Annotated in this window: 21 protein-coding genes; 15 read left to right on the forward strand and 6 right to left on the reverse strand. The window is 61.0% G+C overall.

What is annotated here, in order from left to right; genetic code table 11:
- Positions 1-84 precede the first annotated feature (84 nt).
- The 4 genes from BWR59_RS02925 (at position 85) to BWR59_RS02940 (ending at position 4,415) form a co-directional block, all read left to right on the forward strand.
- Entirely contained in the window at positions 85-1,050 is a 966-nt protein-coding gene (locus BWR59_RS02925; protein ID WP_074750919.1) for a lactoylglutathione lyase, read from the forward strand.
- A 1-nt stretch (position 1,051) separates the two neighbouring features.
- Positions 1,052-1,873, forward strand: a complete 822-nt coding sequence (locus BWR59_RS02930; protein WP_081564148.1) for an enoyl-CoA hydratase/isomerase family protein — start codon at positions 1,052-1,054, stop codon at positions 1,871-1,873.
- A gap of 29 nt (positions 1,874-1,902) precedes the next feature.
- Positions 1,903-2,733: an SDR family oxidoreductase gene (locus BWR59_RS02935; RefSeq protein ID WP_074750915.1), complete on the forward strand. Its 831-nt coding sequence runs from the start codon at positions 1,903-1,905 to the stop codon at positions 2,731-2,733.
- Between the two features lie 98 nt (positions 2,734-2,831).
- Positions 2,832-4,415 carry an NAD(P)/FAD-dependent oxidoreductase gene (locus BWR59_RS02940; protein ID WP_074750913.1) on the forward strand — a complete coding sequence of 528 codons (1,584 nt, stop codon included), beginning with the start codon at positions 2,832-2,834 and terminating at the stop codon, positions 4,413-4,415.
- An 8-nt stretch (positions 4,416-4,423) separates the two neighbouring features.
- On the opposite strand, the gene BWR59_RS02945 is transcribed toward BWR59_RS02940, so the two are convergent.
- Positions 4,424-5,074 carry a TetR/AcrR family transcriptional regulator gene (locus BWR59_RS02945; RefSeq protein WP_074750911.1) on the reverse strand — a complete coding sequence of 217 codons (651 nt, stop codon included), beginning with the start codon at positions 5,072-5,074 and terminating at the stop codon, positions 4,424-4,426.
- Between the two features lie 236 nt (positions 5,075-5,310).
- Between BWR59_RS02945 and BWR59_RS02950 the strand changes: the two genes are divergently transcribed.
- The 5 genes from BWR59_RS02950 to BWR59_RS02970 all read left to right on the forward strand — a co-directional run bounded on the left by BWR59_RS02950 (position 5,311) and on the right by BWR59_RS02970 (position 10,342).
- Positions 5,311-6,609 carry a cytochrome P450 gene (locus BWR59_RS02950; RefSeq protein ID WP_081564149.1) on the forward strand — a complete coding sequence of 433 codons (1,299 nt, stop codon included), beginning with the start codon at positions 5,311-5,313 and terminating at the stop codon, positions 6,607-6,609.
- Between the two features lie 66 nt (positions 6,610-6,675).
- On the forward strand, positions 6,676-7,707 hold the full coding sequence (locus BWR59_RS02955; RefSeq protein ID WP_074750907.1) for a hypothetical protein: 1,032 nt from the start codon (positions 6,676-6,678) through the stop codon (positions 7,705-7,707).
- A gap of 158 nt (positions 7,708-7,865) precedes the next feature.
- Positions 7,866-8,657: an SDR family oxidoreductase gene (locus BWR59_RS02960; RefSeq protein ID WP_081564150.1), complete on the forward strand. Its 792-nt coding sequence runs from the start codon at positions 7,866-7,868 to the stop codon at positions 8,655-8,657.
- Between the two features lie 48 nt (positions 8,658-8,705).
- A complete protein-coding gene (locus BWR59_RS02965; RefSeq protein ID WP_081564151.1) occupies positions 8,706-9,992 on the forward strand; it encodes an MFS transporter in 1,287 nt (428 codons plus the stop codon).
- Complete coding sequence (locus tag BWR59_RS02970) at positions 9,989-10,342, forward strand: hypothetical protein (protein ID WP_081564152.1); 354 nt, start codon at positions 9,989-9,991, stop codon at positions 10,340-10,342. The genes BWR59_RS02965 and BWR59_RS02970 overlap by 4 nt, the downstream gene beginning before the upstream one ends.
- Before the next feature lie 46 nt (positions 10,343-10,388).
- On the opposite strand, the gene BWR59_RS02975 is transcribed toward BWR59_RS02970, so the two are convergent.
- From BWR59_RS02975 to BWR59_RS02990, 4 genes are read right to left on the reverse strand one after another with little or no spacing between them, the layout of a single operon-like run.
- A complete protein-coding gene (locus BWR59_RS02975) occupies positions 10,389-11,222 on the reverse strand; it encodes an oxidoreductase (RefSeq protein ID WP_081564153.1) in 834 nt (277 codons plus the stop codon).
- A gap of 30 nt (positions 11,223-11,252) precedes the next feature.
- Positions 11,253-12,488, reverse strand: coding sequence for an FAD-dependent oxidoreductase (locus tag BWR59_RS02980; protein ID WP_081564154.1), 1,236 nt, complete (start codon positions 12,486-12,488; stop codon positions 11,253-11,255).
- A 37-nt stretch (positions 12,489-12,525) separates the two neighbouring features.
- Positions 12,526-12,846, reverse strand: a complete 321-nt coding sequence (locus BWR59_RS02985) for a 2Fe-2S iron-sulfur cluster-binding protein (RefSeq protein ID WP_074750895.1) — start codon at positions 12,844-12,846, stop codon at positions 12,526-12,528.
- Positions 12,847-12,906: 60 nt separating this feature from the next.
- Positions 12,907-14,187 (reverse strand): MFS transporter, encoded by a 1,281-nt coding sequence (locus tag BWR59_RS02990; RefSeq protein ID WP_081564155.1) that lies wholly within the window; start codon positions 14,185-14,187, stop codon positions 12,907-12,909.
- Between the two features lie 379 nt (positions 14,188-14,566).
- Between BWR59_RS02990 and BWR59_RS03000 the strand changes: the two genes are divergently transcribed.
- The 6 genes from BWR59_RS03000 to BWR59_RS03025 all read left to right on the forward strand — a co-directional run bounded on the left by BWR59_RS03000 (position 14,567) and on the right by BWR59_RS03025 (position 20,039).
- The gene (locus BWR59_RS03000) at positions 14,567-14,803 is read left to right on the forward strand and encodes a ferredoxin (RefSeq protein ID WP_074750888.1); all 237 of its coding nucleotides are present in this window, start codon (positions 14,567-14,569) and stop codon (positions 14,801-14,803) included.
- Positions 14,804-14,874: 71 nt separating this feature from the next.
- Positions 14,875-15,636 carry an SDR family NAD(P)-dependent oxidoreductase gene (locus BWR59_RS03005; RefSeq protein WP_081564157.1) on the forward strand — a complete coding sequence of 254 codons (762 nt, stop codon included), beginning with the start codon at positions 14,875-14,877 and terminating at the stop codon, positions 15,634-15,636.
- 37 nt (positions 15,637-15,673) lie between these two features.
- Positions 15,674-16,615 carry a VOC family protein gene (locus BWR59_RS03010; protein ID WP_081564158.1) on the forward strand — a complete coding sequence of 314 codons (942 nt, stop codon included), beginning with the start codon at positions 15,674-15,676 and terminating at the stop codon, positions 16,613-16,615.
- A 1-nt stretch (position 16,616) separates the two neighbouring features.
- The gene (locus BWR59_RS03015; protein ID WP_081564159.1) at positions 16,617-17,498 is read left to right on the forward strand and encodes a fumarylacetoacetate hydrolase family protein; all 882 of its coding nucleotides are present in this window, start codon (positions 16,617-16,619) and stop codon (positions 17,496-17,498) included.
- Positions 17,495-19,138, forward strand: a complete 1,644-nt coding sequence (locus BWR59_RS03020; RefSeq protein WP_081564160.1) for an MFS transporter — start codon at positions 17,495-17,497, stop codon at positions 19,136-19,138. The genes BWR59_RS03015 and BWR59_RS03020 overlap by 4 nt, the downstream gene beginning before the upstream one ends.
- Before the next feature lie 79 nt (positions 19,139-19,217).
- Positions 19,218-20,039 carry an IclR family transcriptional regulator gene (locus BWR59_RS03025; RefSeq protein ID WP_081564161.1) on the forward strand — a complete coding sequence of 274 codons (822 nt, stop codon included), beginning with the start codon at positions 19,218-19,220 and terminating at the stop codon, positions 20,037-20,039.
- A 21-nt stretch (positions 20,040-20,060) separates the two neighbouring features.
- Here the strand turns inward: BWR59_RS03025 and BWR59_RS03030 are convergent, their stop codons facing one another.
- Entirely contained in the window at positions 20,061-21,251 is a 1,191-nt protein-coding gene (locus tag BWR59_RS03030; protein ID WP_081564480.1) for a thiolase family protein, read from the reverse strand.

The raw sequence follows: 21,251 nt of genomic DNA on the forward strand, positions 1-21,251 counted from the left end.
GCCGCCACGAGGCTGACGCAGCCAATCCATAAAAAAACCGCTGCATGGCCAGCGGGTACAGCAAGAAGCACAAGGGGAAAGGGTATGTTTGAGTTGTTGATGAGTGCCGACATGATGGTGCCGGACCCGGATGCCATGACCGAAAAACTGGTCGACAAGCTGGGTATCTACAAGCACGAGCGCTGGCGTCAGGCGTTCGACAACCATCCTTACATTGCGCACTTTCTGCGGGTGCACAAGTCGCTGGCGGTGTCACCGACCCGTGTCGAGCCGCAATGGCACTTGGACAAGCCAAACCCCGGCGACCCGCTGTTCCATGATTTTCTGGAAAGCCTGAAAGAGTTTCAGGGCCATCATCGACCGATGATCACCCACTCCATTGTCCTGGCGACCCACGGCGACAAGTTCAATGCGCTGGTGGAGAAGCTGATGCGCAGGCGCTTGCCGTTTCGCATGGCCCAGCGTACCGACGAGATGCCGTTCGACCGTTTGTGGCTGGGTGTCACGCCGGAAAGACCGTACTACGAGCCGTCGGTGGACGGTGGCCTGTGCATTGAAATCATGCCCATGGAACCCTTGCAGATGCCACCCGAGACCTTCGCCGAGCCGCCTGTGCAGCCACGGGATCTCAAACCGGGCGACATGGTGCGGGTCACTGCGCGAGGCTATCTGGTACGCGATCTGGATGACACTCTGCGTCGCTGTTCCGCCAATCTGGACTGGGAGCCGAGTGGCCCGATCCAGACCCTGCATGACGAAGGTTACCGCCGCGCCCGCATGGGCTTCACGCTCGCCAACAGTGCGACCCTAGACATCATCGAGGCGACCCGTTGGGACGGTGAGGCCGGGCTGTATCTCAACAGTTGGGGACCAGGTCCGTATTACATTCGCATCGGCGTAAACGGTCTGGAAGCCAAGGCTGAAGACCTGCGCGCTCGGGGAACGGCGTTCAAGTGGATCGAGTCCAGCGAAGCGGTCGGTGGCAAGCCGCTGATCCGCATCGATCCGAAGGAACTGGACGGCCAGTTGTTCGAGTTCGAGGAGTGCTGAGATGACCGCCGAGCCTTCGCAGCAAGCAGTCAGGACTGTCATCAACGAAGCGGTATCGATCGAGCGGGAGGGGGCGGTGGGTTGGCTGGTGCTGACCCGGCCCGGACAAATCAACGCGATCAACGATCAGATTCGTCAGGGCGCCCCTCAAGGCCTCCGCCAACTTGAGGCCGACCCGCAGATCCGCGTCATCGTGATTCGTGGTGAAGGCGCACGCGGGTTCTGTGCCGGCGCCGATATCAAGGAAAGGCGTGGTGAGGAAACCGCGCTGCAAGTGCGCCAACGCCTGGAAGGCTCGCGCTGGATCGGTAGCCTGGACGGCATAGCCAAGCCGGTCATCGCCGCAATCCATGGATACTGCATGGGGGGTGGACTGGAATTGGCACTGGCCTGCGACATCCGTTTCGCCGCGCCCGACGCTGTGTTTGCGTTGCCTGAAACCGGGTTGGGGCTGATACCCGGTGGCGGCGGCACACAGCGTCTTTCACGGGTCGTCGCGCCGGGCAGGGCTCTGGACATGCTGCTGACTGGCGACCGCATGAGCGCCCAGGAAGCCCGGGAGATCGGGCTGGTCAGTCGTCTTGCCGGTGACTCGGCGACTTTGCATGCCGAAGTGCTCGCTTTCGCTCAACGTATTGCCGCCAAGCCGCCCGCAGCGTCGGCCTCGGTCAAGCGCGCGGCGCGGGCGGCCCTCGAACTGGACCTCAAGCAAGGGCTGGATCTGGAGCTGGACCTGTTCGCACTGCTGGCGCCGAGCAAGGATGCCCGGGAAGCGGCAATGGCGTTCGCCGAACGCCGGGAACCGCGTTTTACCGGTGAATGAAAAGCTGATCAATGACAGGAAAGAAGATCATGAGCACAGCAAGACTGGCAGAGCGGGTCGCCATCGTTACCGGTGGTGGCAACGGATTGGGCGCTGAATGCGCGCGGGTATTGGCCAGCCAGGGCGCCCATGTGGTGGTCGTGGATATCGACAGCGATGCCGCACGCGAGGTCGCCGTTTCGGTGACCGCATCGGGCGTGCAGTCGTTGGCCGTCGCTTGCGATGTCTCCTCGGAGGAGCAAGTCAAGGACATGGTCGAGCAGGTCAAGTCGCGCTTCGGCCGCATCGACATTCTGCATAACAACGCAGCAGTGCTCAGCGTGGATCAGCGCCAGCGCGACCGCGACATCTGCAATCTCGATATGCAGGCTTGGGATCGTGCCATTGCCGTCAATCTGCGAGGCGCGGTGCTGTGCTCCAAGTACGCAATCGCGGTGATGCTGGAGCGTAAGGCCGGTTCGGTGATCTTCGCCACTTCGGGGCTGGGGATGCAGGGCGACATGTCCCTGACCGGCTATGCCTGTTCCAAGGCTGCGCTGATGATGCTGCCGCGCAGCATTGCCGCGCAGTACGGCAAGCAGGGCATCCGTGCCAACGCCGTGCAGATAGGCCTGGCCCCGGCAGACAACGCCCACGGCTCGATGCCGCCCGAACTGCTGGACATCATTCGCGACAACCACCTGACCCCGGAGCTGGGTACGCCTCGTCAGATCGCCGATGTGGTGGCGTTCCTGGCCAGCGATGAATCGTCGTTCATCACCGGCACCACGCTGGTGGCCGACGGTGGCTTCAGCAGCCATACCCCGTCATTGGTGGCGATGCGTGCGCTGTTCGAAAAAATGGGCCGTTCGGGGATGTAACGCCCGCTCCACTCTTCTTGCCTTCCTGCCCACGCACCGGCACGACCCGGTGCGGTGTCGGCGTGTGGGCCACTGATGCAGGTTGAAAAGGATTCGAGATGAATAGTGCAGCGCAGAAATCCGAATACGATGTGGTGATTGTCGGTGGTGGCCATAACGGTCTGTCGGCGGGTTGTTATCTGGCGGGTGAAGGCAAGTCGGTGCTGGTGCTCGAGGCACTGGACAAAGTCGGTGGCATGGCGTCCTCCGGTTACCTGATTCCCGAAGCGCCGAACCATCTGGTGCACCCATGCGCCGCCGACCTGCTGTCGCTGCGGGCCCATTCAGTGGTCGAGGAATTGCAGCTGGAGCGCCACGGTTTCAAACAGGTAGAGCTCAAACCCGCTTATGTCTATCTGCACCCGGACGGCACCTCGCTGGTGTTCTGGCGTGATCCGAAGAAGACCGCAGAAGAAATTCGCAAATTCTCCCCGCAGGACGCCGATGCCTACGTCAAGTTCGTCGAAGTGATCTTCGCCTTGCTGGACGTGGTCCACCCCATGATGCGAGTCGACCCGGCGCAAAAGAATCTTGGCGTGAAATTCAAGGCATTCCGCACGCTGCGCAAACACAAGGCAATCAAGCCGGACATCGTCGCACTCGCCACTGGCTCGGCCTACGGAGCAGCTGTCGAGCGCTTCGTGCATCCGGTCACGATTTCTGCGCTGACCTGTCTGACCGGTGCCGCAGGGCCGGTGAAAGCCGATGGCAGCGGTTTGTACTTCGCGGTATTGGGCTTCCTTCATCGCTTCGGCATCGGGCGGCCGATCGGCGGCATGCAGACGATCCCGAACGCGATGCTGTCGCGTTTCAAGGAGCTGGGTGGCGAGGTGCGCACAGAGGCTCCAGTGGCCGAGATCATCTCCCGTGAAGGCAAGGCAACTGGCGTGCGTCTGCAAAGCGGCGAGGTGATCAAGGCACGTGCCGTGGTCGCCAGTTGTCATCCCAAGGTGGCACTGGACATGGTCACGGCCGGTGAGCTGGAAAGGAAATGGCTGACGCGCATAGCCATGGCGCCCGCCAACGCCCACGGCGGTTCACCCTTGAAAGTCGACATCGCCCTGAGCGGGCAAATCAGCGTGCCGCTGCACCAGTCCAGACGGGCTGACGGGCTCAACCTGCGCGGCCCTGTGCTGTTGGTGGGAACGGCAGAAGCGGTGATCGAAAACTTCGAGTCCGCTGCCCGCGGTGAAGTCCCCAAACTGCCGTGGATGTGGATCGCGACGCCAAGCGCTATCGATGAATCACAGACGCCGCAAGGGCAGGACATCGTTTATCTCTATCCGCCGGCCATGCCAGTCAATCCACGTGAGGGCTGGGATGCCATTCGCGAACAGGCGGTGCGCCAGACCATCGAGTTCGCCAGCCAGTACGTTCCCGAAATCGCCAGTATGGAAATAGGTCGTCGAGTGGAAACCGCTCCTGAATTGGCGAAACGGCTCAACGCTCACAATGGCTGCGTACTGCACATCGACACTTCGATTTTCCGTTCCAGCACCATGCGGCCCGCGGCCGGGTTGGGCGGCGAGACGCTGCCCATCGCAGGACTGTTTTTCGGGGGGGCGGGCATCCATCCAGGCGGCGGCGTGACCGGCATGCCGGGCAAGATCGCCGCCGGAAGGGTCAAGCGCTTTCTCAAGTGAGGTATGCGTCAGGCGCCTGGCTGGCCGGGCGCCGCGATGCTCGCCAGTACGAAGTCGGCCGAATGCTGGCGCCACACTCGCAGGCCTTCTTCTGAGTAGGTATCAAGCCCCGTCAAGGCTGATGTGGAATAACGATTGGTGAACCAGCCCGTGGTCACCAGTGCGGCGGTGGCCAGGAACAGACGGGCGTCGATACCTTTCCTGAAAACGCCGCTTTGCGAACCGCGCAGCAGGAGGGCATCAAGCTTGTGCACCAATCGCGGCGCCTGTTCCAGAAAGTGATTGCGCGGGGTGTGGTGCGCATCATGGTAGCGGATGCCTTCCAGCGCCAGTGAACCCATCAGCGGGTCCAGCGCGTACTGATCGAAGAAGTGATTCAGCACCCTTCGTAGCCCTTGGGCGGGTGCCAGATGCTCGACTTCCAGCCCCAAAAGTTCCGACATGATGCTGTCAGAGGCTTCGTCGAGCACGGCGACGAACAGGCCTTCCTTGGTGCCGTAGTAGTGATGGATCAGCTGTTTGGTCACGCCCGCTTCCTGGGCGATGTCCTCGATACGTGCGCCCGCCAGCCCGCTGTCCGAAAACGCCTGACGGGCCGAGGCCAGAATCCGCTTCAAGGTATTGAGTTTGCCGACCTCGGGCTGTTCGGGGCTTTTCACCGGTGTCTCCTTGTGTGCTGTTTTTTATTGCGCAGCAGGCCATTGCAACGCTGAGGGACACACTGCCGCCGTACCGCGAAACAAGCAATCCCTGTACGCGTCTTCTGCACCACGACGTTTCGTTTTACCCCACGTACAACGAATTGAACACGCCCGGAACAGCTCTGTGGATACCATCCATGGAGCGCGACATTCACTCGATACCCCCTACAAGAACGACAATAAAAAGGTGAAGCATGAGCAGCGAAAATACCGTCCTTGAAGCCGACAGTACCGTTCTGAACCTCGAATCCGCTTACTCGGCCGTCTCCGACATGTACAAGGGAGCGGACCTGGACATCCACGCGCTGTGTCGGGAAATGCGCCACCAGTCGCCCGTCCATGAAGGCGACTTCGTTGCCCGCTTCGGCGTACCTACCAATGCTGGCATGCAGGCCGGAACCCGGCCGACGTTCGCCTTGTTCAAGTATCAGGATGTGATGGCGGTGCTGCGCGACGGCGCCAGTTTCACCAGCGGTTTCATCGCCGAAGGTCTGGGGGCTTTTTTCGACGGTCTGATCATTCTGGCAATGGACGGCGAGCAGCACCGCAAGGTACGCGCGTTGCTTCAACCGGCGTTCATGCCGGAAACCGTGAACAAATGGCGCGGCAAGATCGATCGGGTGATCCGCGAGGATTTCCTGATCCCAATGATTGGCGACAAGCGCGCCGACCTGATGGACTTCGGGCTGAATTTCCCGATCCGCGAAATGTACGCGTTGATGGGCTTCCCCGAGGACGACCCGCAAACCTATCGACAATACGCGGCCTGGGCGCTGGCAATGGTGGGGGGCAATCAGATCGACCCGGCCAAGGCGCCCGAGGCGCGGCGTCTGGCGGGGATTGCGGTCAAATCCCTGTATGACGAGATCCTCAAGGTGGTGATCCAGCGCCGCGCCACCGGCAGTGACGGCGACGACCTGATTGGCCGCTTGCTGCGTGCCGAGCACGAAGGGCGTCAGCTTGACAATCACGAGGTCACGACGTTCGTCAGATCGCTGTTGCCAGCGGCTGGCGAAACCACCTCACGCACGTTCAGCTCCGTGCTCACCTTGCTGCTGACCACCGAGGGCCTGCTGGACCGGGTGCGCAACGACCGCACCCTGATCGGCAAGCTGATCGACGAAACCGTGCGCTATGAACCCGTTGCCACCTTCAAGGTGCGCGAAGCCGCCAAGGATGTGGAAATCCGTGGCGTGAAGATTCCCAAGGGCGCATTTGTGCAATGCATGGTCGTGTCGGCCAACCGCGACGAAGAGGCATTCGAGAACCCGGATGCATTCGACATCGATCGCAAACCCAAGCCGTCTTTCGGGTTCGGCTTCGGCCCGCACATGTGCATCGGACAGTTCGTCGCCAAGGTCGAGCTCAACTGCGCGATCAACGCGATCCTCGATCTTTTTCCCAACGTACGTCTGGACCCTTCCAAACCCGCTCCGGTGATCAGTGGCGCACAACTGCGTGGGGCGTCGAGCCTGCCGGTGATCTGGGACTGATACGGCCAGGTCATCGGTTTGCCTTTCAGCAAAGAATTTCAACAACAAAAAGAGGGATCACACAGCATGAAAACCTTCAAGACCATCCCTGAACGCGGCGATTTCGGCTTCCAGCAACTGGTAGGCCCGCACAAGGTAACGGGCCCTGCCATGGCCGGCGAGCGAGGATTCTTCGGCCTGCAGCTGAGCAAAAGCGCGCCCTTCGGTTCAGTGCGCGACGAGGAGGGCAACATCTACTCGTTCGTGCGCTCGATCATGGCCCCGACCGGCACGCCGAACCCGACCAAATTCTTCTTCATGACCACCCTGGTCGACGGTAAAAACCTGCGCATGGACCAGACGAGAATCGCCCGGCAGGCGCTGACACCCAAACCTGTGCAAGTGGTCGAAGGCGATACCGTGCGCTGGAGCAGCCAGCCCGGTGAACCTGGCAACGGCTGGGAGATCACCGCGTCGAGTGAGCGCATCACCTACCGCGAAGACGGGCTGTTCAACCTGGAAGGACGCCTACTTGCACCGGGCTTGCAGTGGTATCTGCCGGGCGTGGAGTGGGGAACGTTCTATGTCTCTCAGGTGTGGGACATCGCCGGCGTGTGTGATGGCAAACCGGTCAAGGGCGCGATGGCGCTGGATCAGTTCTATATGGCCGAAGGCGGCGCGATTCACTTCAAGAAAGACCTGGTGGTGAACAACAACAAACACGTGATCTGGTGGACGTTCGCCACGGTCTACAAGGACGGCACCTGGGATACCGGTTCGTTCATGGTCGGCCACGACCATCTCGGTTACGCGATTTTTGCCAACGAAAAGGGTGAAGTGCGCGTGACCACTGACATCGAAGGGCTGGTCAAGCACAAGGAAGGCAGCTACTTCGTCGATACCGCGCGGATCGTGCTGGATGGCCAGGAAGAGTGGGAGTTTTTGCCGGATCCGAAGGGCGAAATGATTGATTTCGTAGGTGGGTTCCCGGTCACCGCACAGCAGGAAGGACGCTGGCGCCGGGTCGGCGATACCCGTGAGCCGGACCGCTGGCTGGCATGGGGTGAATCCGATCGTCGCAACGGCCCGTCGCGCAATGTGAAGGGTTCGCAAATCTGACCCCGGCGAGACCGCCCTTGTCCCTTTCCTGTAGCAGTGCGGCTTGCCGGTGGGGACGCTGAATGGCGTCTCCAGCGGCATGCCGGACCTCTGGAACCAAGGGGGCAGGAGCGGTTCATGGCGCGGATACAACACAACAATAAAAAGAGGTCTGGGCAATGAGATTCCAAGACAAAGTGGTTCTGGTGACCGGTGCTGGTCGTGGCATGGGGCGGGCCATTGCGCTGGCCTTTGCAGGTGAAGGTGCGAAGGTGGTGGTCAGCGCGCGCACCGAGAGCCGAGGGCTGGAAACGGTTGCGCTGATCGAGGCTGCCGGTGGTTCTGCGTGCCTGGTGGGCGGCGATGTAGCGGATCGCGCCGCCGTCAAGGGGATGATCGAAGGCGGCGTCGATGCCTTCGGAGCGCTGGATATTCTGGTGCACTGCGCTGCCGACACCAGCAGCGGCCTGATTGTCGAGATGGCCGACGAAACCTTCGATCACATCGTACGCAGCAATGTGCAGGCGCTGTTCTGGCTGGCCAAAGATGCCACGCCGCATCTCTCCAGAGCCGCCGACAAGGGGCGCCTGATCTACATCTCATCAGGCGAGGCCAACCGCAAGTACACGCCGCGCCTGATCCCCTATGGCTCTACCAAGGCCTTCATGAACGCTTTCGCCCGAGGCCTGGCCGTGGAGCTCGGTGCGCTGAATGTGCTGGTCAACGTGGTCGAGCCCGGCCTGATCGGCACCGATCACATGCACGAAACCCTCGGTCATGAGCTGCCGGACACGCTGGCGGCGAACTTCCCGGTGCCACGGGTCGGGAGGCCTGAAGAGATCGCATCGGCGGTGATGTTTCTCGCCTCCAACGAGGCGTCATACATCACCGGCACCTCCTTGCTGGTGGACGGCGGCGCGACCATGGTAGCGCTGCCCAAGATCGATGCCTCACTGAAAAACGCCCATTAACTTTCGATGCGTCAGACACCGATTCATGTCTGACGCCGGAGCATGATCATGACCGTTTTACAGGATTCATTGACGAGTCGCGCCAGAGTGGGGGAGTTCCAGCAGGGGTGGCCGGTGGTCTTACTGGGGCTGGCGGGAGTGCTTACCAGCATGAGTGCGGCACTGCTCTACGGATTCGGCACGCTGGTGATACCGCTGCAGGAGGCGTTCGGCTGGAGTCGCGGCGAATTGCAGACATCGATCACGTTTCTGTTCGCCGGCGTCGCCATTGGCTCCCAGCTGCTGGGCAGCCTTTATGCCCGCTATGGGTTGCGACGGGTAGCGCTGGTTTCCCTGGTGCTTCAGGTGTTGTGTTATGGCGCATTGACGATGCTCGGCGGCAGCATTTACTGGTTATACGCGGCGTTCTTCCTGATGCCGCTTCTGGCCGTGGGCACCATTGCGATTACCTGGACCCAACTGGTCAGTCTCTGGTTCGAGCGCAACCGGGGCGTGGCCCTGGCGATCATCCTCAGTGGCTCGGGGGTGGCGGCGATGGCCATGCCACCGTTGTTGGCGTGGTCCATCCAGCACGGAGGCTGGCGCTCGGCGTTTATCCTGCTCGCGGCCATGCCGCTGCTGCTGACGTTGCCGATGGCGCTGCTGTGGCTCAGGTTTCCGGCGCAGTTGTCGACTTCGCCGGATACCTCCACTGCGCAACCGGCTGTCGAAGGGATGAGGTTTGCGTCGGCTATCCGCACGCGGGTGTTCTGGGGCTGCAATCTGGCGCTGATTCTGTCCGTGTCGTTGATCGTCGGCATGGTGACGACCATCGTGCCGTATCTTCAGGACAAGGGGGTGCCGAGCCTGACCGCCAGCCAGATCTTCAGCAGCTTCGGTATCTCGATTATCGCAGGAAGGCTGCTGGTGGGGTATCTGCTGGATCGCTTCGCACCCCATGTGATCGCTGCCGCCAGTCTTTGCGTTCCCGCGCTGGGGTGCCTGCTGTTCATGTTCAGTGGTCCCGAAGCCATTGGTTTGCTGGTGCTGGCGACGATCTGCATCGGATTCAGTGCCGGTGCGGAATTCGATATCGCTGCGTTTCTGATCGCGCGCTATTTCGGGCTTCGCGATTATGCGCGGATCTTTGGCTTGCACCTTGGATTGGTCACCGTGATTTCCGGCCTGGCGCCGGCCATGTTCGGGCATCTGTTTACCGTGTTCGGCAACTACAATCCGGTGCTTTTCTACTGCCTGGCGTGCGCCGTCATCGCGCCGCTGGTGATGCTGACCCTGGGTTCTGTCCCCCTGTACCGATCGTCCACCGGCTCCATTTCCCGCGAGGTACATCCATGAGTATTCCTGATCGTAAGACCATCGAAGATTTCCTGCACGGCCAGGTGGCGTGCTGGAACAAAGGCGACAAGCAAGGGTTCTTCGCCCATTACCGAGAGGTCGCGAGCAAGGGGCTGAGTATCGAATACGTCGGCCAGCCCGAGCGTGATGCCTGGCAGGTACTGGAAGGTATGTGGGCCCAGCAGCAGACGCGTATCCGCATAGAAGTGAAGCTGGTGGTCATCAACGGCAGCGAGGCTGCCTGTCACCACCGCAATGCCTTCATTGGCAATGAGGGGGGAATCGAAACCATCGAGTTGTATCGGTTCGAAGAGGGGTTGTTGTCGGTGCGGTATTTCATCGCGGCCTGATATATCGAGCAGGCGGGATGAGAATCCCGCCTGGCACCAGCGGCGTTCAAAATCCGTCGGTTGAGGCCGATAGCGCCTGCCACTTCTCGATCTCATCGTGCATGCGCACAAGCTTTGCATTGACCTGACTATATGCATCGCTGCCCGCCAGATAGCGTAGCGGTGGGGCGTCATGGTTCGCCAGGGCTACCAGCGCATCACCCAGCTTCGCCGGATTGCCTGTCTGTTGATGATTTCCAGCCGCGCAAGACGCCTGCAGCTTGTCCACCAGTGCCGCATAGTCGTTCACGGGGAGGGTGCCGAACGCCATTGAACTGCCGTCCAGGAAATCGGTGCGAAACCCACCGGGTTCGACCAGCGTCACGCGAATGCCGAAGCTGGCGACTTCCTGGGCCAGCGCTTCGCTGAACCCCTCGACCGCGAACTTCGAGGCGCTGTACAACGACGCTCCGCCCATCCCGATCAAACCGCCGACCGACGACAGGTTGAAGATGTGGCCGCTGCGTTGGTTGCGCATCAGTGGCAATACGGCGCGGCAAACGTTGAACACACCGAAGACATTGGTCTGAAACTGCTGCTCTACCTGGGCCTGACTGTTGGTCTCAAACGGCCCTAACTGACCGTAGCCGGCATTATTGACCAGCACATCGATGCGCCCGAAATGCGTCAATGCCGCATCCGCTGCGGCGTTTGCCCCCTGCGGATCGGTGACATCCAGCACCTGCTTGAGCAGCTGATCCGGGCCTTCAGTGAAACACTCGTCCAGCGCTTGCATACGACGCGCCGTTACCACTACGCGGTCGCCAGCGGCCAAGGCGGCCCTGGCAATGAACGCACCCAACCCGCGCGAGGCGCCGGTGATCATCCAGACCTTGCTCATCGTTCGACTCCTGTAAAAGTCCGTTCGGATTCAGGGCCTGTTGGCCACTTCCCATGCCTTGAGTTCGAACCCCGGCGCTGCCGCTTGTGCCGCAGTCAGTTGCGGCGCACGGGCGAGGATCTTGCGGGCTGCCATGTGGTCGCCCGGACGATTGCAGGATTCAACGGCGATCAGTTGATCGTTGCGGAAACACAGCACCGACAACTGCGAGGTTTCGGGCGAGCCGACAATCACGCTGCTGTCGTAGCCGGTGGACAGGCCCGCGATCTGCAGCTTGAGTGCGCCTTGATCGGTCCAGAACCACGGCACGGCTTCATAGGCAGCAGGTTTACCCATGAGCCGAGCCGCGATGCAGCGCGCCTGATCCACGGCGTTTTGTACCGACTCCAGGCGGATCGGCTGCTGGTCGTTGTGCAGGCAGGGGAAGCACGCGACATCGCCCAGCGCTGAAATCTGCGGGTCGCTGGTCAGCAGGTGAGCGTCGACCTTGATCCCGTTTTCGATGTGCAGCCCGGCTTCACTGGCGATTTGCACGTTGGCGATCACGCCGATGCCGAACACCACCAGATCGGCTGGCAGCCTGCGACCGTCACTGGTGATCACCGCGCAGACTTTGCCGTTGTCGCTTTCAATGCTGGCCAGCCCCTGGCGAAAATCGAAATGCACCCCCCAGCCTTCATGAGCCTTGCGGAACATCTCGGACATCTCCCGGGATACCGCACGTGCCATAGGGCGGTCGCCCAGTTCCAGCACGTGTACGTTGGCTCCAAGGGCTGCGGCCACCGCCGCGAACTCCAGACCGATGAACCCGGCGCCCACCACCACCACGTCTCGCGCGGCATGGACCAAGGGCGCGAGGGTGTCGGCGTGCAGTTTGGTCTTGATGCCGAAGACGCCTTCGAGTTGCGCGCCAGGCACCGCCAGCGGGCGGTTGTGTGCGCCGGTCGCCAGCACCAGATGGTCGTAGCTCAGCGCTTCGCCTGAGGCCAGCAGCACCCGGCGGTTGAGCCGGTCAATGGCGGTCGCCTGATCGTGGATCAGTTCGATGTTCTGCGTGGCGAAAAAATCGGCCGGGCGAAACAACAGTGCGGTGTCGGCGATCTTGCCCAGAAGGTACGCCTTGGACAATGGAGGGCGCTGATAAGGCAGGCCGGGTTCGTCGCCAATCAGAACGATACGGCCGGTATGACCCTCCTGCCGCAGCGAAGCGGCGACCTGATAGCCCGCCTGACCTGCGCCGACAATCACGATTGAGGCAAGTGACATGACAACTCCTTGAACTTGATCGGATCGGAAAACAGGCTCAGTACTGGGATTCCGGCAACCGAAGCACCAGTCCGTCGAGTGCGTCGCTGACGATCAACTGGCAGGTCAGCCGGCTGTTTTCGGCCCGGCCGCAGGCGTAATCGAGCATGTCCGATTCCGTTTCTTCGGCGGCAGGGACGCGTGCCAGCCAGGCATCGTCGATGAACGCGTGACAGGTCGCGCAGCTGCAGGCACCACCGCAATCGGCTTGCAGGCCCGGGACGTTGGCAAAATTGGCGGCCTGCATGACCGATTGGCCAATGTCAGCGTTGACGCGATGTTCGGTGCCGTTGAATTCGATCAAGGTCAGAACGGGCATACGGGTTTCCTCTGTTTCTTATTGTCGGAAGTCAAGAGTGTTGGCGTGGGCAACGGGCCTTCAGGAGGACGCCGCCAGTGCAGCGCCCTGGAATCGGGGGGCGCGTCCCAGCATCAGTAACAGCAGCGGCCCGATCAGGCAGCAGGCCATGCAATACACCAGCATCGCCGAGTAGTCGCCGCTGCGGCTGAGCATGAAGGCGAACAGCAGCGGAGCGAGGGCAGAGGCCACGGTATTCAGGCCCTGGTGCACACCAAACAGGCGCCCGTACTCACGCAGGCCGAAGTAACGTGCGACCAGAAAGGCCGCGATATCGAACTCGGCACCGGCTCCGAAACCCACCAGCATGGCGGCCATCAGCAACATCTGGAAATCCGTGGTGCCACTGAGGTAAATCATGCAACCGACGGCTGGCATCATCAGGCTGGCCGCTGCCACGGCGGGCGGCCAGAGCCGATCGAGTAGATAGCCGATCAACATCCGGCCGACAATCAGGGAGATCCCGAACCCGCTGAAGATCAGTCCGGCATCAGAGGCACTCAGCCCTTTGGACTGCAACAACGGAATGGTGCTGGTGACCATGCCGACCACCGAGGACACCACCAGCGACAGGGCCAGATTACAGATCCAGAATTTGCCGGAGCGCATACCCTCGCGAAAGCTCACGCCGGGGAGGGTGAGCAACAGATGGTCAGCGGCTTTCTCGGCTAGCTCGGAGCGTTTGACTTCGACACCCGGCAAGCGGAACCACAGCAGGGTCAGCGGCAGAAGCACCACAAGGTTCAGGATTGCGAGCATCACGAACGCCGCCCGCCAGTCCCACTGTTCGATACCCCAGCTCATCAGGCGCGGGACGATGGCTGCTGTCAGCCCAGTGCCCGACAAGCCGATTGCTAGCGCCAGCCCGCGATTGCGTTCGTACCAGAGGCTCAACAGTTGGGTCCAGGTGACCGCAAGCGTGCCCATGCCGACGATGGGCAGCAGTGCGAATGCCAGATACATCGACCAGATCGAATGAGTGAGTTGGGTGGTTGCCAGGTAGCCGAGCACCAGCAACAGCAATGAGATCACCGTCACGCGCTTGATGCCGTAGCGAAGGTTGAACCAGCCGACCAATTGCAGGGAAATGACGGCGCCGCCGAACAGGAAAGTGATGCACGCCTGCAATTCCGGCCTGGTCCAGCCGAACGCCTGGTTCAATGGAACGACCAGGGTTCCAAAGCCATAAAGCAGCGCAGCATTGATGCTGATCGCAACGCCGGCCACGGACAGGATGAGGATCTTCCAGGCGCTTCGAAATTCGGTGAAATCGATCGCTGCTTCGCTTTTCGAAGAGGTCATGAATTGGCTTCCTTTATAGGTTTTGTCGAGCCAGGTGTTGGAGCCGTGCAAGCAACAGCGACGCTATGGTCGTTCTCCCTGAAGAATCGCGTGCAGGATCGAGAATATGGCAGCTGGTTATGTCTGTCTAGCCGTCTGACCCCGCGTCTCGACCAAATAATAGACATAAATCGAATATATGTTCATCAAATAGGCCAAAAAGTCGTCATAGCAGAAGGCCGAAAAATCCATGGCTGCCCGCTGAAAAACTCGCTGATGCTCAAAATCGGGGGTCATGGAGCTACATTGCACCCAAGAGCACAGGATGCGGATGAAATATTTACACATGCTAAGAAAGTGTTCATTATTGGCGCAACTGAACCTACAACGGAGACAAGAAATGAGTTCAGAAAAACCGCAATTCAAAGTGGTGGCCGACCGTTCACGCTGCTGCGGCTATGGCCTGTGCGCCGCCGTTTGCCCCAGCATCTACAAGCTTGACGACGATGGACTGGTCTATCTTGATGATGACCGAGTACCTCCCGAGCTTGAAGACGAAGCCCGCGAAGGCGCCGCAGCCTGCCCGGCCGAAGCGATCTGGCTCGAACCCCTCGATACTCCCGACAACGCTGCCTGAGTCGTTGCCTGACGACGCTTTTGCCGTCAGCAATCGAACAACCGTGTGCGCATGAACAGGGGAAGGAAAGGATGGCAGGTCGTTTGCAGGAAAAAGTGGTTTTGATCACCGGAACCGGTGGTGGACAGGGTCGCGTAGCGGCGCTGAAATTCGCTCGTGAAGGCGCAGTCGTGGTGGGGTGTGATACCAACGCCGGCGCGCACGAGGAAACCGTCGCGCTGATGCGTGCAGAAGGGCTGAAATTACACGGATCGGCACCCGTCGATCTTGGAGATCCTGAGCAAGCCAAGGCTTGGATCGAAGCAGCCGTGCAGGAACATGGCCGCATCGATGTGTTGTACAACAACGCTTCGGCGGCGAAATTCGGGCCGGTGAGCGAGCTGTCCATCGAGGACTGGCAATTCACCATGCGCAACGAAATCGATTTGCTGTTCTACACCACCAAATATGCCTGGAATCATCTGGCTGAACAGCGCGGCGTCATCATCAATATTTCCTCGACGGCAGGCTGGGGCGGTTCAAAAGTCGCGGGCATCAGCGCACATGCCGCCGCCAAAGGCGCGGTCATAGCCTTCACCCGGCAACTTGCCGTCGAAGGCGCTCCGGTGGGTATAAGGGCGGTGAGCATCAGCCCTGGATTCATCGCCACGCCAGGCACTGCGGCGTTCATGGAAAACCCGAAGGTTCGTGCAGCGCTGCTCGATGGCGTGCTGATGGATCGACCGGGAGAGCCGGAAGAGGTCGTTGCCATGGCGCTGTTCGTTGCCTCTGCCGAGGCCTCCTTCATCACAGGCTCCGACATCGTCATCGATGGCGGTTTGTTGGCAATCTGACTGACACCCACCTGACAAGAACAAAAGGCGCATTCACATGGACATCATCGGTATTGGTTATCTGGGTTTTGAAACGCCAGACCTGGACGCGTGGCGCGAATACGGCCCGCAGGTCATGGGTTTTGGGATCGCGCCGTCGCCTGCCAGCGACAAAGAATCGCTGTACTTCAAGATAGACGACCGGCGGCACCGCTTTGCCTTCCACCCCGGCAAAGTCGACCGCCTGGCCTACATCGGCTGGGAGGCCATGGGCAGACAGGCGTTCGATGCGGCGATCAAGACCTTCGAAGCCAATCACGTCGAGATCACCCGCGGCGACGCTGCCCTCTGCGAGAAGCGCGGTGTTCGCGAGCTGATTCGCTTTCGCGACCCGGTCGGCTATCAACACGAATTGTTCTACGGCCAGAAGTGGACGCCCCGTTCATTCATGCCGGGCCGTCCCCATGGTGGCTTTCTTGCCAATGAGCGGGGGGCAGGGCACGTGGTCGTCATCACCCCCGAGTACACCGACGAACTGGAAGACTTCCTGACGCGGATCATGGGTTTTCACTGGTACGGCGCCGGAGCAGGCAAGGGGCGTACCGGATTCTTCCGTTCCAAACTCAATCACCACACCAGCCATGACATCGCCTATGGTCATGGTGTCGGGCGCATGGGTGTCCAGCACGTCGGCCTGTTCGTGAACAGCATTCGCGACGTCGGTGAAACCTACGATATCGTCAAGAAGCGCGAACTGCCGATGATGATGACGCTGGGGCAACACACCCAGGATCCGCATCTTTCGTTCTATCACTTCACGCCGTCGGGTTTCGCCTTCGAAACCATCGCTGAAATCGAACCCTGGCAGGGCGACCCTTTCGAACTCAATCCTGAGTGCCTGAGTCTGTGGGGGCATGAAATGGTCGGGCCGATTCTTGGCCCGAGCGTCAAGACGCCCGAAGAGGTCCTGGACCCGGAATACCTGGCGAGCACGCGCTGAAATGCGCCTGTTAAGGGTCGAGTATCGCGCAGAATGCTTCTGGGCCTTGCTCGATGCTGACTCAGCCAACCTGCAGCGTATTCGTGGGCCATTTGCCGAATGGGCTGGCGAATACGCATCCCGGGGCATTGCCGCGCTGGCGCTGGACAAGGTCGGTATAGCGTTGGCGCAATGCCGGATCCTGCCGCCACTGGAGCCCGGCGCTCGGGTTTTTGGCGTGGGTCTGAATTACCTCAGCCACCTGCAGCATCTGGGGAGTACCGCCCCGGAGCACCCGCTGGGCTATATCAAGCCGGAATCTGCGCTGGTGGGCGCTTCAGACGACATCCAGTACCCCGCGCTGACCGCGCAACTCGACTACGAAGTGGAGCTTGTCGCGGTCATCGCTCGTGCCCTGGGTGATGAGCCTTGCGCCAGTGCCTGCCTGCTCGGCTACACCTGCGGCAATGACATCAGCGCCCGGGATGCGGGCAAACGGATCGGCCGCCTCGATCTGCTGACCCAGAAGGCCATGGATCGCACGACGCCGGTCGGCCCATGGGTCGTCACCGTCGATGAAATCGGCGTCGGACAACCGCACCTGGACATCGAATTGTCGGTCAACGATGAACGTCGCCAGTTCGACAACACCCGACAGATGCTTTTCCCAATCGATGAGTTGCTCAACTACGTCGACGCTCGGATAACGCTGCAGCCCGGCGATCTGGTGTTCACGGGTTCAACCCACGGTGTGGGCCTTGAGGATGGCCGTTTTCTCCAGCCGGGCGATCGGGTCGAGGTTCGTATCGAGGGGATTGGCAGCATGAGCAACCGCGTCAGCCAGCCACGGGTTCTCACTACAGCACGTTCGGTGGGCAGGCTTGGCCAGCCTGTCAGCCCATGAGCGATCTTTCGGGGCTAAGCCCGGACGAGCCAGCGGTAACCCGCGCCCAGCCGGCCTCAGCGTGGGCGCCAATACGCAATCGCAGTTTCCGCTGGTTGTGGTGCGGTGGCGCCATGGTCAATCTGGCGATCTGGATGCAGACCGTCGGTGCCGCCTGGATCATGACCTTGCTGTCGACCTCACCGCTGATGGTCTCGCTGGTGCAGACGGCAATCTCCCTGCCAGCATTTCTGTTCGGATTGCCCGGTGGCGTGATCGCCGATCTGGTCGACCGTCGCAAATGGCTGATGATGACCCAGGGCGTCATGCTGATCGCGGCGGCAGCCCTGAGCGTCTTGTCGTCGCTGGACATGCTCAGCGACTGGTCATTGCTGGCGTTCACGTTTTTGCTGGGCACCGGCAGTGCGCTCAGCATGTCAGCCTGGATGGTCACGATCGTCTCGGTGTTGCCGCGGGATCAGGTTCCGGCGGCGATTTCCCTGAACGGTATTTCCACCAATGCCGCCCGCGCGCTGGGCCCGGCGCTGGCTGGCGGGTTGATCGCCTATTGGAATGCCGCCTCGGTGTTCGTGATCATCACGGTGTGCCTGGCGCTGGTCATCGTGCTGGTTGCCGCATTCACCCCTCGTCAGACGCCTCACGGCCTGCCAGCGGAAAATTTTGCCGCAGGCCTGCGCAGTGGCGTGCGTTACATACGGCATTCCGCGGTGCTGGTCAGCGCATTGAAACAGGTCTTCATCTTCACGCTGAGTGCCAGCGCGCTGTGGGCGCTGCTGCCATTGGTCGCCAAGCACGAGTTGGGAATGGACGCCGGAGGCTACGGCCTGTTGATGGGTTTTCTGGGCGCCGGTGCGGTGGTCGGGGCTTTGAATCTCACGGCCATGTACCGCCGCTTTCCCCTGCGTGTTCTGATCATCGCAGGCACTGCGGGATTCGCGCTTGCCACGCTGGTAGCCGCGCTGTCCCACAGCCGGTGGGCGGTGTGTGGAACGTTGATGATCGCCGGGATGTCCTGGATGGCCGTCAACGCGACGATTTCAACAGTGGTACAAACCTGCGCGGCGAACTGGGTACGCGCCCGGGTCGCGTCGGTCTACCTGCTGATGCTGATGGGGGCAATGGCTATCGGCGGCGCTATCTGGGGAACACTCGCCGAGTACCTGGGCTTGCAGAACAGCCTGGTGCTGGCAGCGGTGACACTTGGGGTTGGTCTGATTCTGACTCGCAGCGGTCGCCTGGAACTGGGGCAAGAGGCCGATTACGCCAGCGCGATTCAGCCGACAGACCGATTATTGGTACCCGAGCAGTTGAACCCTGGCCCCGGCCCGGTCTCGATTGAACTGGCGTACCGGGTCGCCCCGGACGACCGTGCCAACTTCATCGCGATTGCTTACGCGGTTGGCCAGTCCAGGCGTCGCAACGGAGCGAAGAATTGGCGGCTTTATCACGACCTCGACGAAGACGGCCATTATGTGGAGCGTTTCATCGTCGAGTCGTGGCTGGACTACCTACGTCAGCAGTCGCGAACCACTCAGGCAGATCAGCTTCTGGAGGCCCGCTTGAGTGGCATGCGCTGTGACGCGCAGATATCGAGGCGCTACATTCATCAGCCGCTCGCCGGTGCCCCGGAAAATAACTGAGTGGTTTCAGTATTAAACTTTTAATACGCTGTCGTTCTCAGGCTAGAATGCCGCATCGCCAGATCACCCGGTATTCAAGATGCCTCGTACCCAGACCGACAGCAGTGCTCCACAACGTCCCGACACGGCTGAAACCACCACCGACGTCCAGAAAGGCGCGGTCAGCGTCAAGCCGGTTTCGAATGCTATCCGCATCCTTCGTCACCTGAGCCAGGCCGGCACTCCGGAGCGCTCGGTGGATCTGGCGAGAATTCTGGGTATCAATCCCAGCACCTGCTTCAACATCTTGCGCACCCTGGTCATGGAAGACGTGGTGGATTTCAATCCACTGTCCAAACGGTATTCCGCAGGGCTGGGCCTTGCGCGATTGGTCGAACAATTGGTGACTCAGGGCCAGCGAGTCGAGTTCGCCAAACCATTGCTGCAGGAACTGGCTGCCCGTTTGCGCGTCACGGTAACCCTGTGGCGCCGCATGGGCCCTGACCGCATTGTCATTGTCAGCTCTGCCGCGAGTCCCACCGACGTACGCATCGACATGGCCGAAGGGCAACGCTTGCCGATTCTGATGGGGGCAAGCGGGCGGCTGTTCGCCACCCGGATGGATCTGGATGAGGAAAAAATCAGGGACGATTTCGAGGCCATTCGGTGGGCGCGTCCTTTGCCGCTCAAGGTCTATCGCCAGGATGTGGCGCTTGCGGCCGAGCGGGGCTGGGCGGTGGATGATGGATACTTTTCCATCGGCATCCTGGCCATTGCGGCGCCAGTGTTTTCCCCGTCTGGCAACATAGACTTCACGGTATCGGCCGTGCTGTTCAGAGGCCAGCGCGATGAAGAAGGAATCGAGGAAATCGGTCGGACCCTCGTGACGTTCTGCGCAGAGCTGAGCAAGGTGCTGTTTTAAGCACTCTGCCCAGCCTGTTGCTCAGTCCCTGGCCAGCAGGAGGCTGCCTCCCAACGGGCCGCCCCCTGCGGCAACGGCGGCGACGGTGTGAGGCCGGGTCTGACGACCCTCGGCGCGCCCCCAAAGCTGCAGACACGCTTCATGCACATAACCCAGCCCGTGGGTCCGGCCGCCGGACAATTGCCCGCCATTGGTGTTGATCGGTAACTGGCCGGTCAATGCAATACGCTCCCCACCTTCGACGAATGCACCACTTTGCCCGGTCGGGCACAGGCCCAAGGCTTCCAGCCAGATCATCGTCAGGATCGAAAACCCATCGTAAAGCTGTGCCGAACCGACATCAGACGGCGCGTAGTCGGTGCGCGCCCACATCATGCGGCCCACGTCGAACGCCGCCATTTGCGTCAACGAGATCTGGTCCCACGACCAAGGCTGATCGAGCGCCGCCCCCATTGCCTCGATACGGATCGGCTGATGCCGCGTATCTCTGGCGACGTCCCGACGAGACAGCACAATGGCGGTAGAAGCATCGCAGTGAACGTCACAGTCGAACATGCGCAGCGGCGAGGAGATCATCCTCGATGCCATGTAGTCGTCCAGGGTCAGGGGCGTGCGATAGATGGCCTTGGGATTACGCTGAGCGTTGGCTCGACAGGTCAACGCGATCTGTGCCAGTTGTTCCGGCCGGGTGCCGTATTCGTGGAAGTGGCGTTGCGCATACAGCGCCATCAGGTTGATGCCCGAATGGACGTTGAACGGGGTAAACCACTGCCAGGCATGACTGCTGTCCCGCCCCTGGGTTTTTGCACTCAAGGCCCCGGCCTGCTTGTTGTGCTGGCGGGCCGAGGCTTCGGTAATGGTGCGGAACACCAGCACATGTCGACACAAGCCTGCGGCGATGGCCATAGCGCCGTTGATGACTCCCGCCAACGGGCCAGGCCCTTCGTAGCCGGCGCCAAACCAGTTGACGTTCAGCCCCAGTGCAGTCTTCAGCGCACTGGGCCCCACCGGGGAAAAGGGATCGCCATTGTTGTTGTCACCGGGCCAGCAGGCGACACCGTCGATGTCCTCACGGGTCAGCCCGGCATCGGCGATGGCTTCAAGACACGCCTCCAGTGTCAGGCGCATGGCCGACTTGCTGGAGGGTCGGCCCACCTCCGACTGACCGATACCGGTGATGGCGACGTCTTTCTCGTAACGATGATCGAACAT

Source organism: Pseudomonas sp. Bc-h (assembly GCF_002080045.1).
Classification (GTDB): domain Bacteria; phylum Pseudomonadota; class Gammaproteobacteria; order Pseudomonadales; family Pseudomonadaceae; genus Aquipseudomonas.

Bases quoted from the DNA above. Each gene is read 5' to 3' on its own strand.
- BWR59_RS02940 (WP_074750913.1), top strand. From the start codon at position 2,832: ATGAATAGTGCAGCGCAGAAATCCGAATACGATGTGGTGATTGTCGGT.
- BWR59_RS02965 (WP_081564151.1), top strand. From the start codon at position 8,706: ATGACCGTTTTACAGGATTCATTGACGAGTCGCGCCAGAGTGGGGGAG.
- BWR59_RS02935 (WP_074750915.1), top strand. From the start codon at position 1,903: ATGAGCACAGCAAGACTGGCAGAGCGGGTCGCCATCGTTACCGGTGGT.
- BWR59_RS02975 (WP_081564153.1), bottom strand. From the start codon at position 11,222: ATGAGCAAGGTCTGGATGATCACCGGCGCCTCGCGCGGGTTGGGTGCG.
- BWR59_RS03015 (WP_081564159.1), top strand. From the start codon at position 16,617: ATGCGCCTGTTAAGGGTCGAGTATCGCGCAGAATGCTTCTGGGCCTTG.
- BWR59_RS03005 (WP_081564157.1), top strand. From the start codon at position 14,875: ATGGCAGGTCGTTTGCAGGAAAAAGTGGTTTTGATCACCGGAACCGGT.
- BWR59_RS02930 (WP_081564148.1), top strand. From the start codon at position 1,052: ATGACCGCCGAGCCTTCGCAGCAAGCAGTCAGGACTGTCATCAACGAA.
- BWR59_RS02990 (WP_081564155.1), bottom strand. From the start codon at position 14,187: ATGACCTCTTCGAAAAGCGAAGCAGCGATCGATTTCACCGAATTTCGA.
- BWR59_RS02980 (WP_081564154.1), bottom strand. From the start codon at position 12,488: ATGTCACTTGCCTCAATCGTGATTGTCGGCGCAGGTCAGGCGGGCTAT.
- BWR59_RS02925 (WP_074750919.1), top strand. From the start codon at position 85: ATGTTTGAGTTGTTGATGAGTGCCGACATGATGGTGCCGGACCCGGAT.
- BWR59_RS02960 (WP_081564150.1), top strand. From the start codon at position 7,866: ATGAGATTCCAAGACAAAGTGGTTCTGGTGACCGGTGCTGGTCGTGGC.
- BWR59_RS03010 (WP_081564158.1), top strand. From the start codon at position 15,674: ATGGACATCATCGGTATTGGTTATCTGGGTTTTGAAACGCCAGACCTG.
- BWR59_RS02970 (WP_081564152.1), top strand. From the start codon at position 9,989: ATGAGTATTCCTGATCGTAAGACCATCGAAGATTTCCTGCACGGCCAG.
- BWR59_RS02955 (WP_074750907.1), top strand. From the start codon at position 6,676: ATGAAAACCTTCAAGACCATCCCTGAACGCGGCGATTTCGGCTTCCAG.
- BWR59_RS02985 (WP_074750895.1), bottom strand. From the start codon at position 12,846: ATGCCCGTTCTGACCTTGATCGAATTCAACGGCACCGAACATCGCGTC.
- BWR59_RS02950 (WP_081564149.1), top strand. From the start codon at position 5,311: ATGAGCAGCGAAAATACCGTCCTTGAAGCCGACAGTACCGTTCTGAAC.
- BWR59_RS03020 (WP_081564160.1), top strand. From the start codon at position 17,495: ATGAGCGATCTTTCGGGGCTAAGCCCGGACGAGCCAGCGGTAACCCGC.
- BWR59_RS03000 (WP_074750888.1), top strand. From the start codon at position 14,567: ATGAGTTCAGAAAAACCGCAATTCAAAGTGGTGGCCGACCGTTCACGC.
- BWR59_RS03030 (WP_081564480.1), bottom strand. From the start codon at position 21,251: ATGTTCGATCATCGTTACGAGAAAGACGTCGCCATCACCGGTATCGGT.
- BWR59_RS03025 (WP_081564161.1), top strand. From the start codon at position 19,218: ATGCCTCGTACCCAGACCGACAGCAGTGCTCCACAACGTCCCGACACG.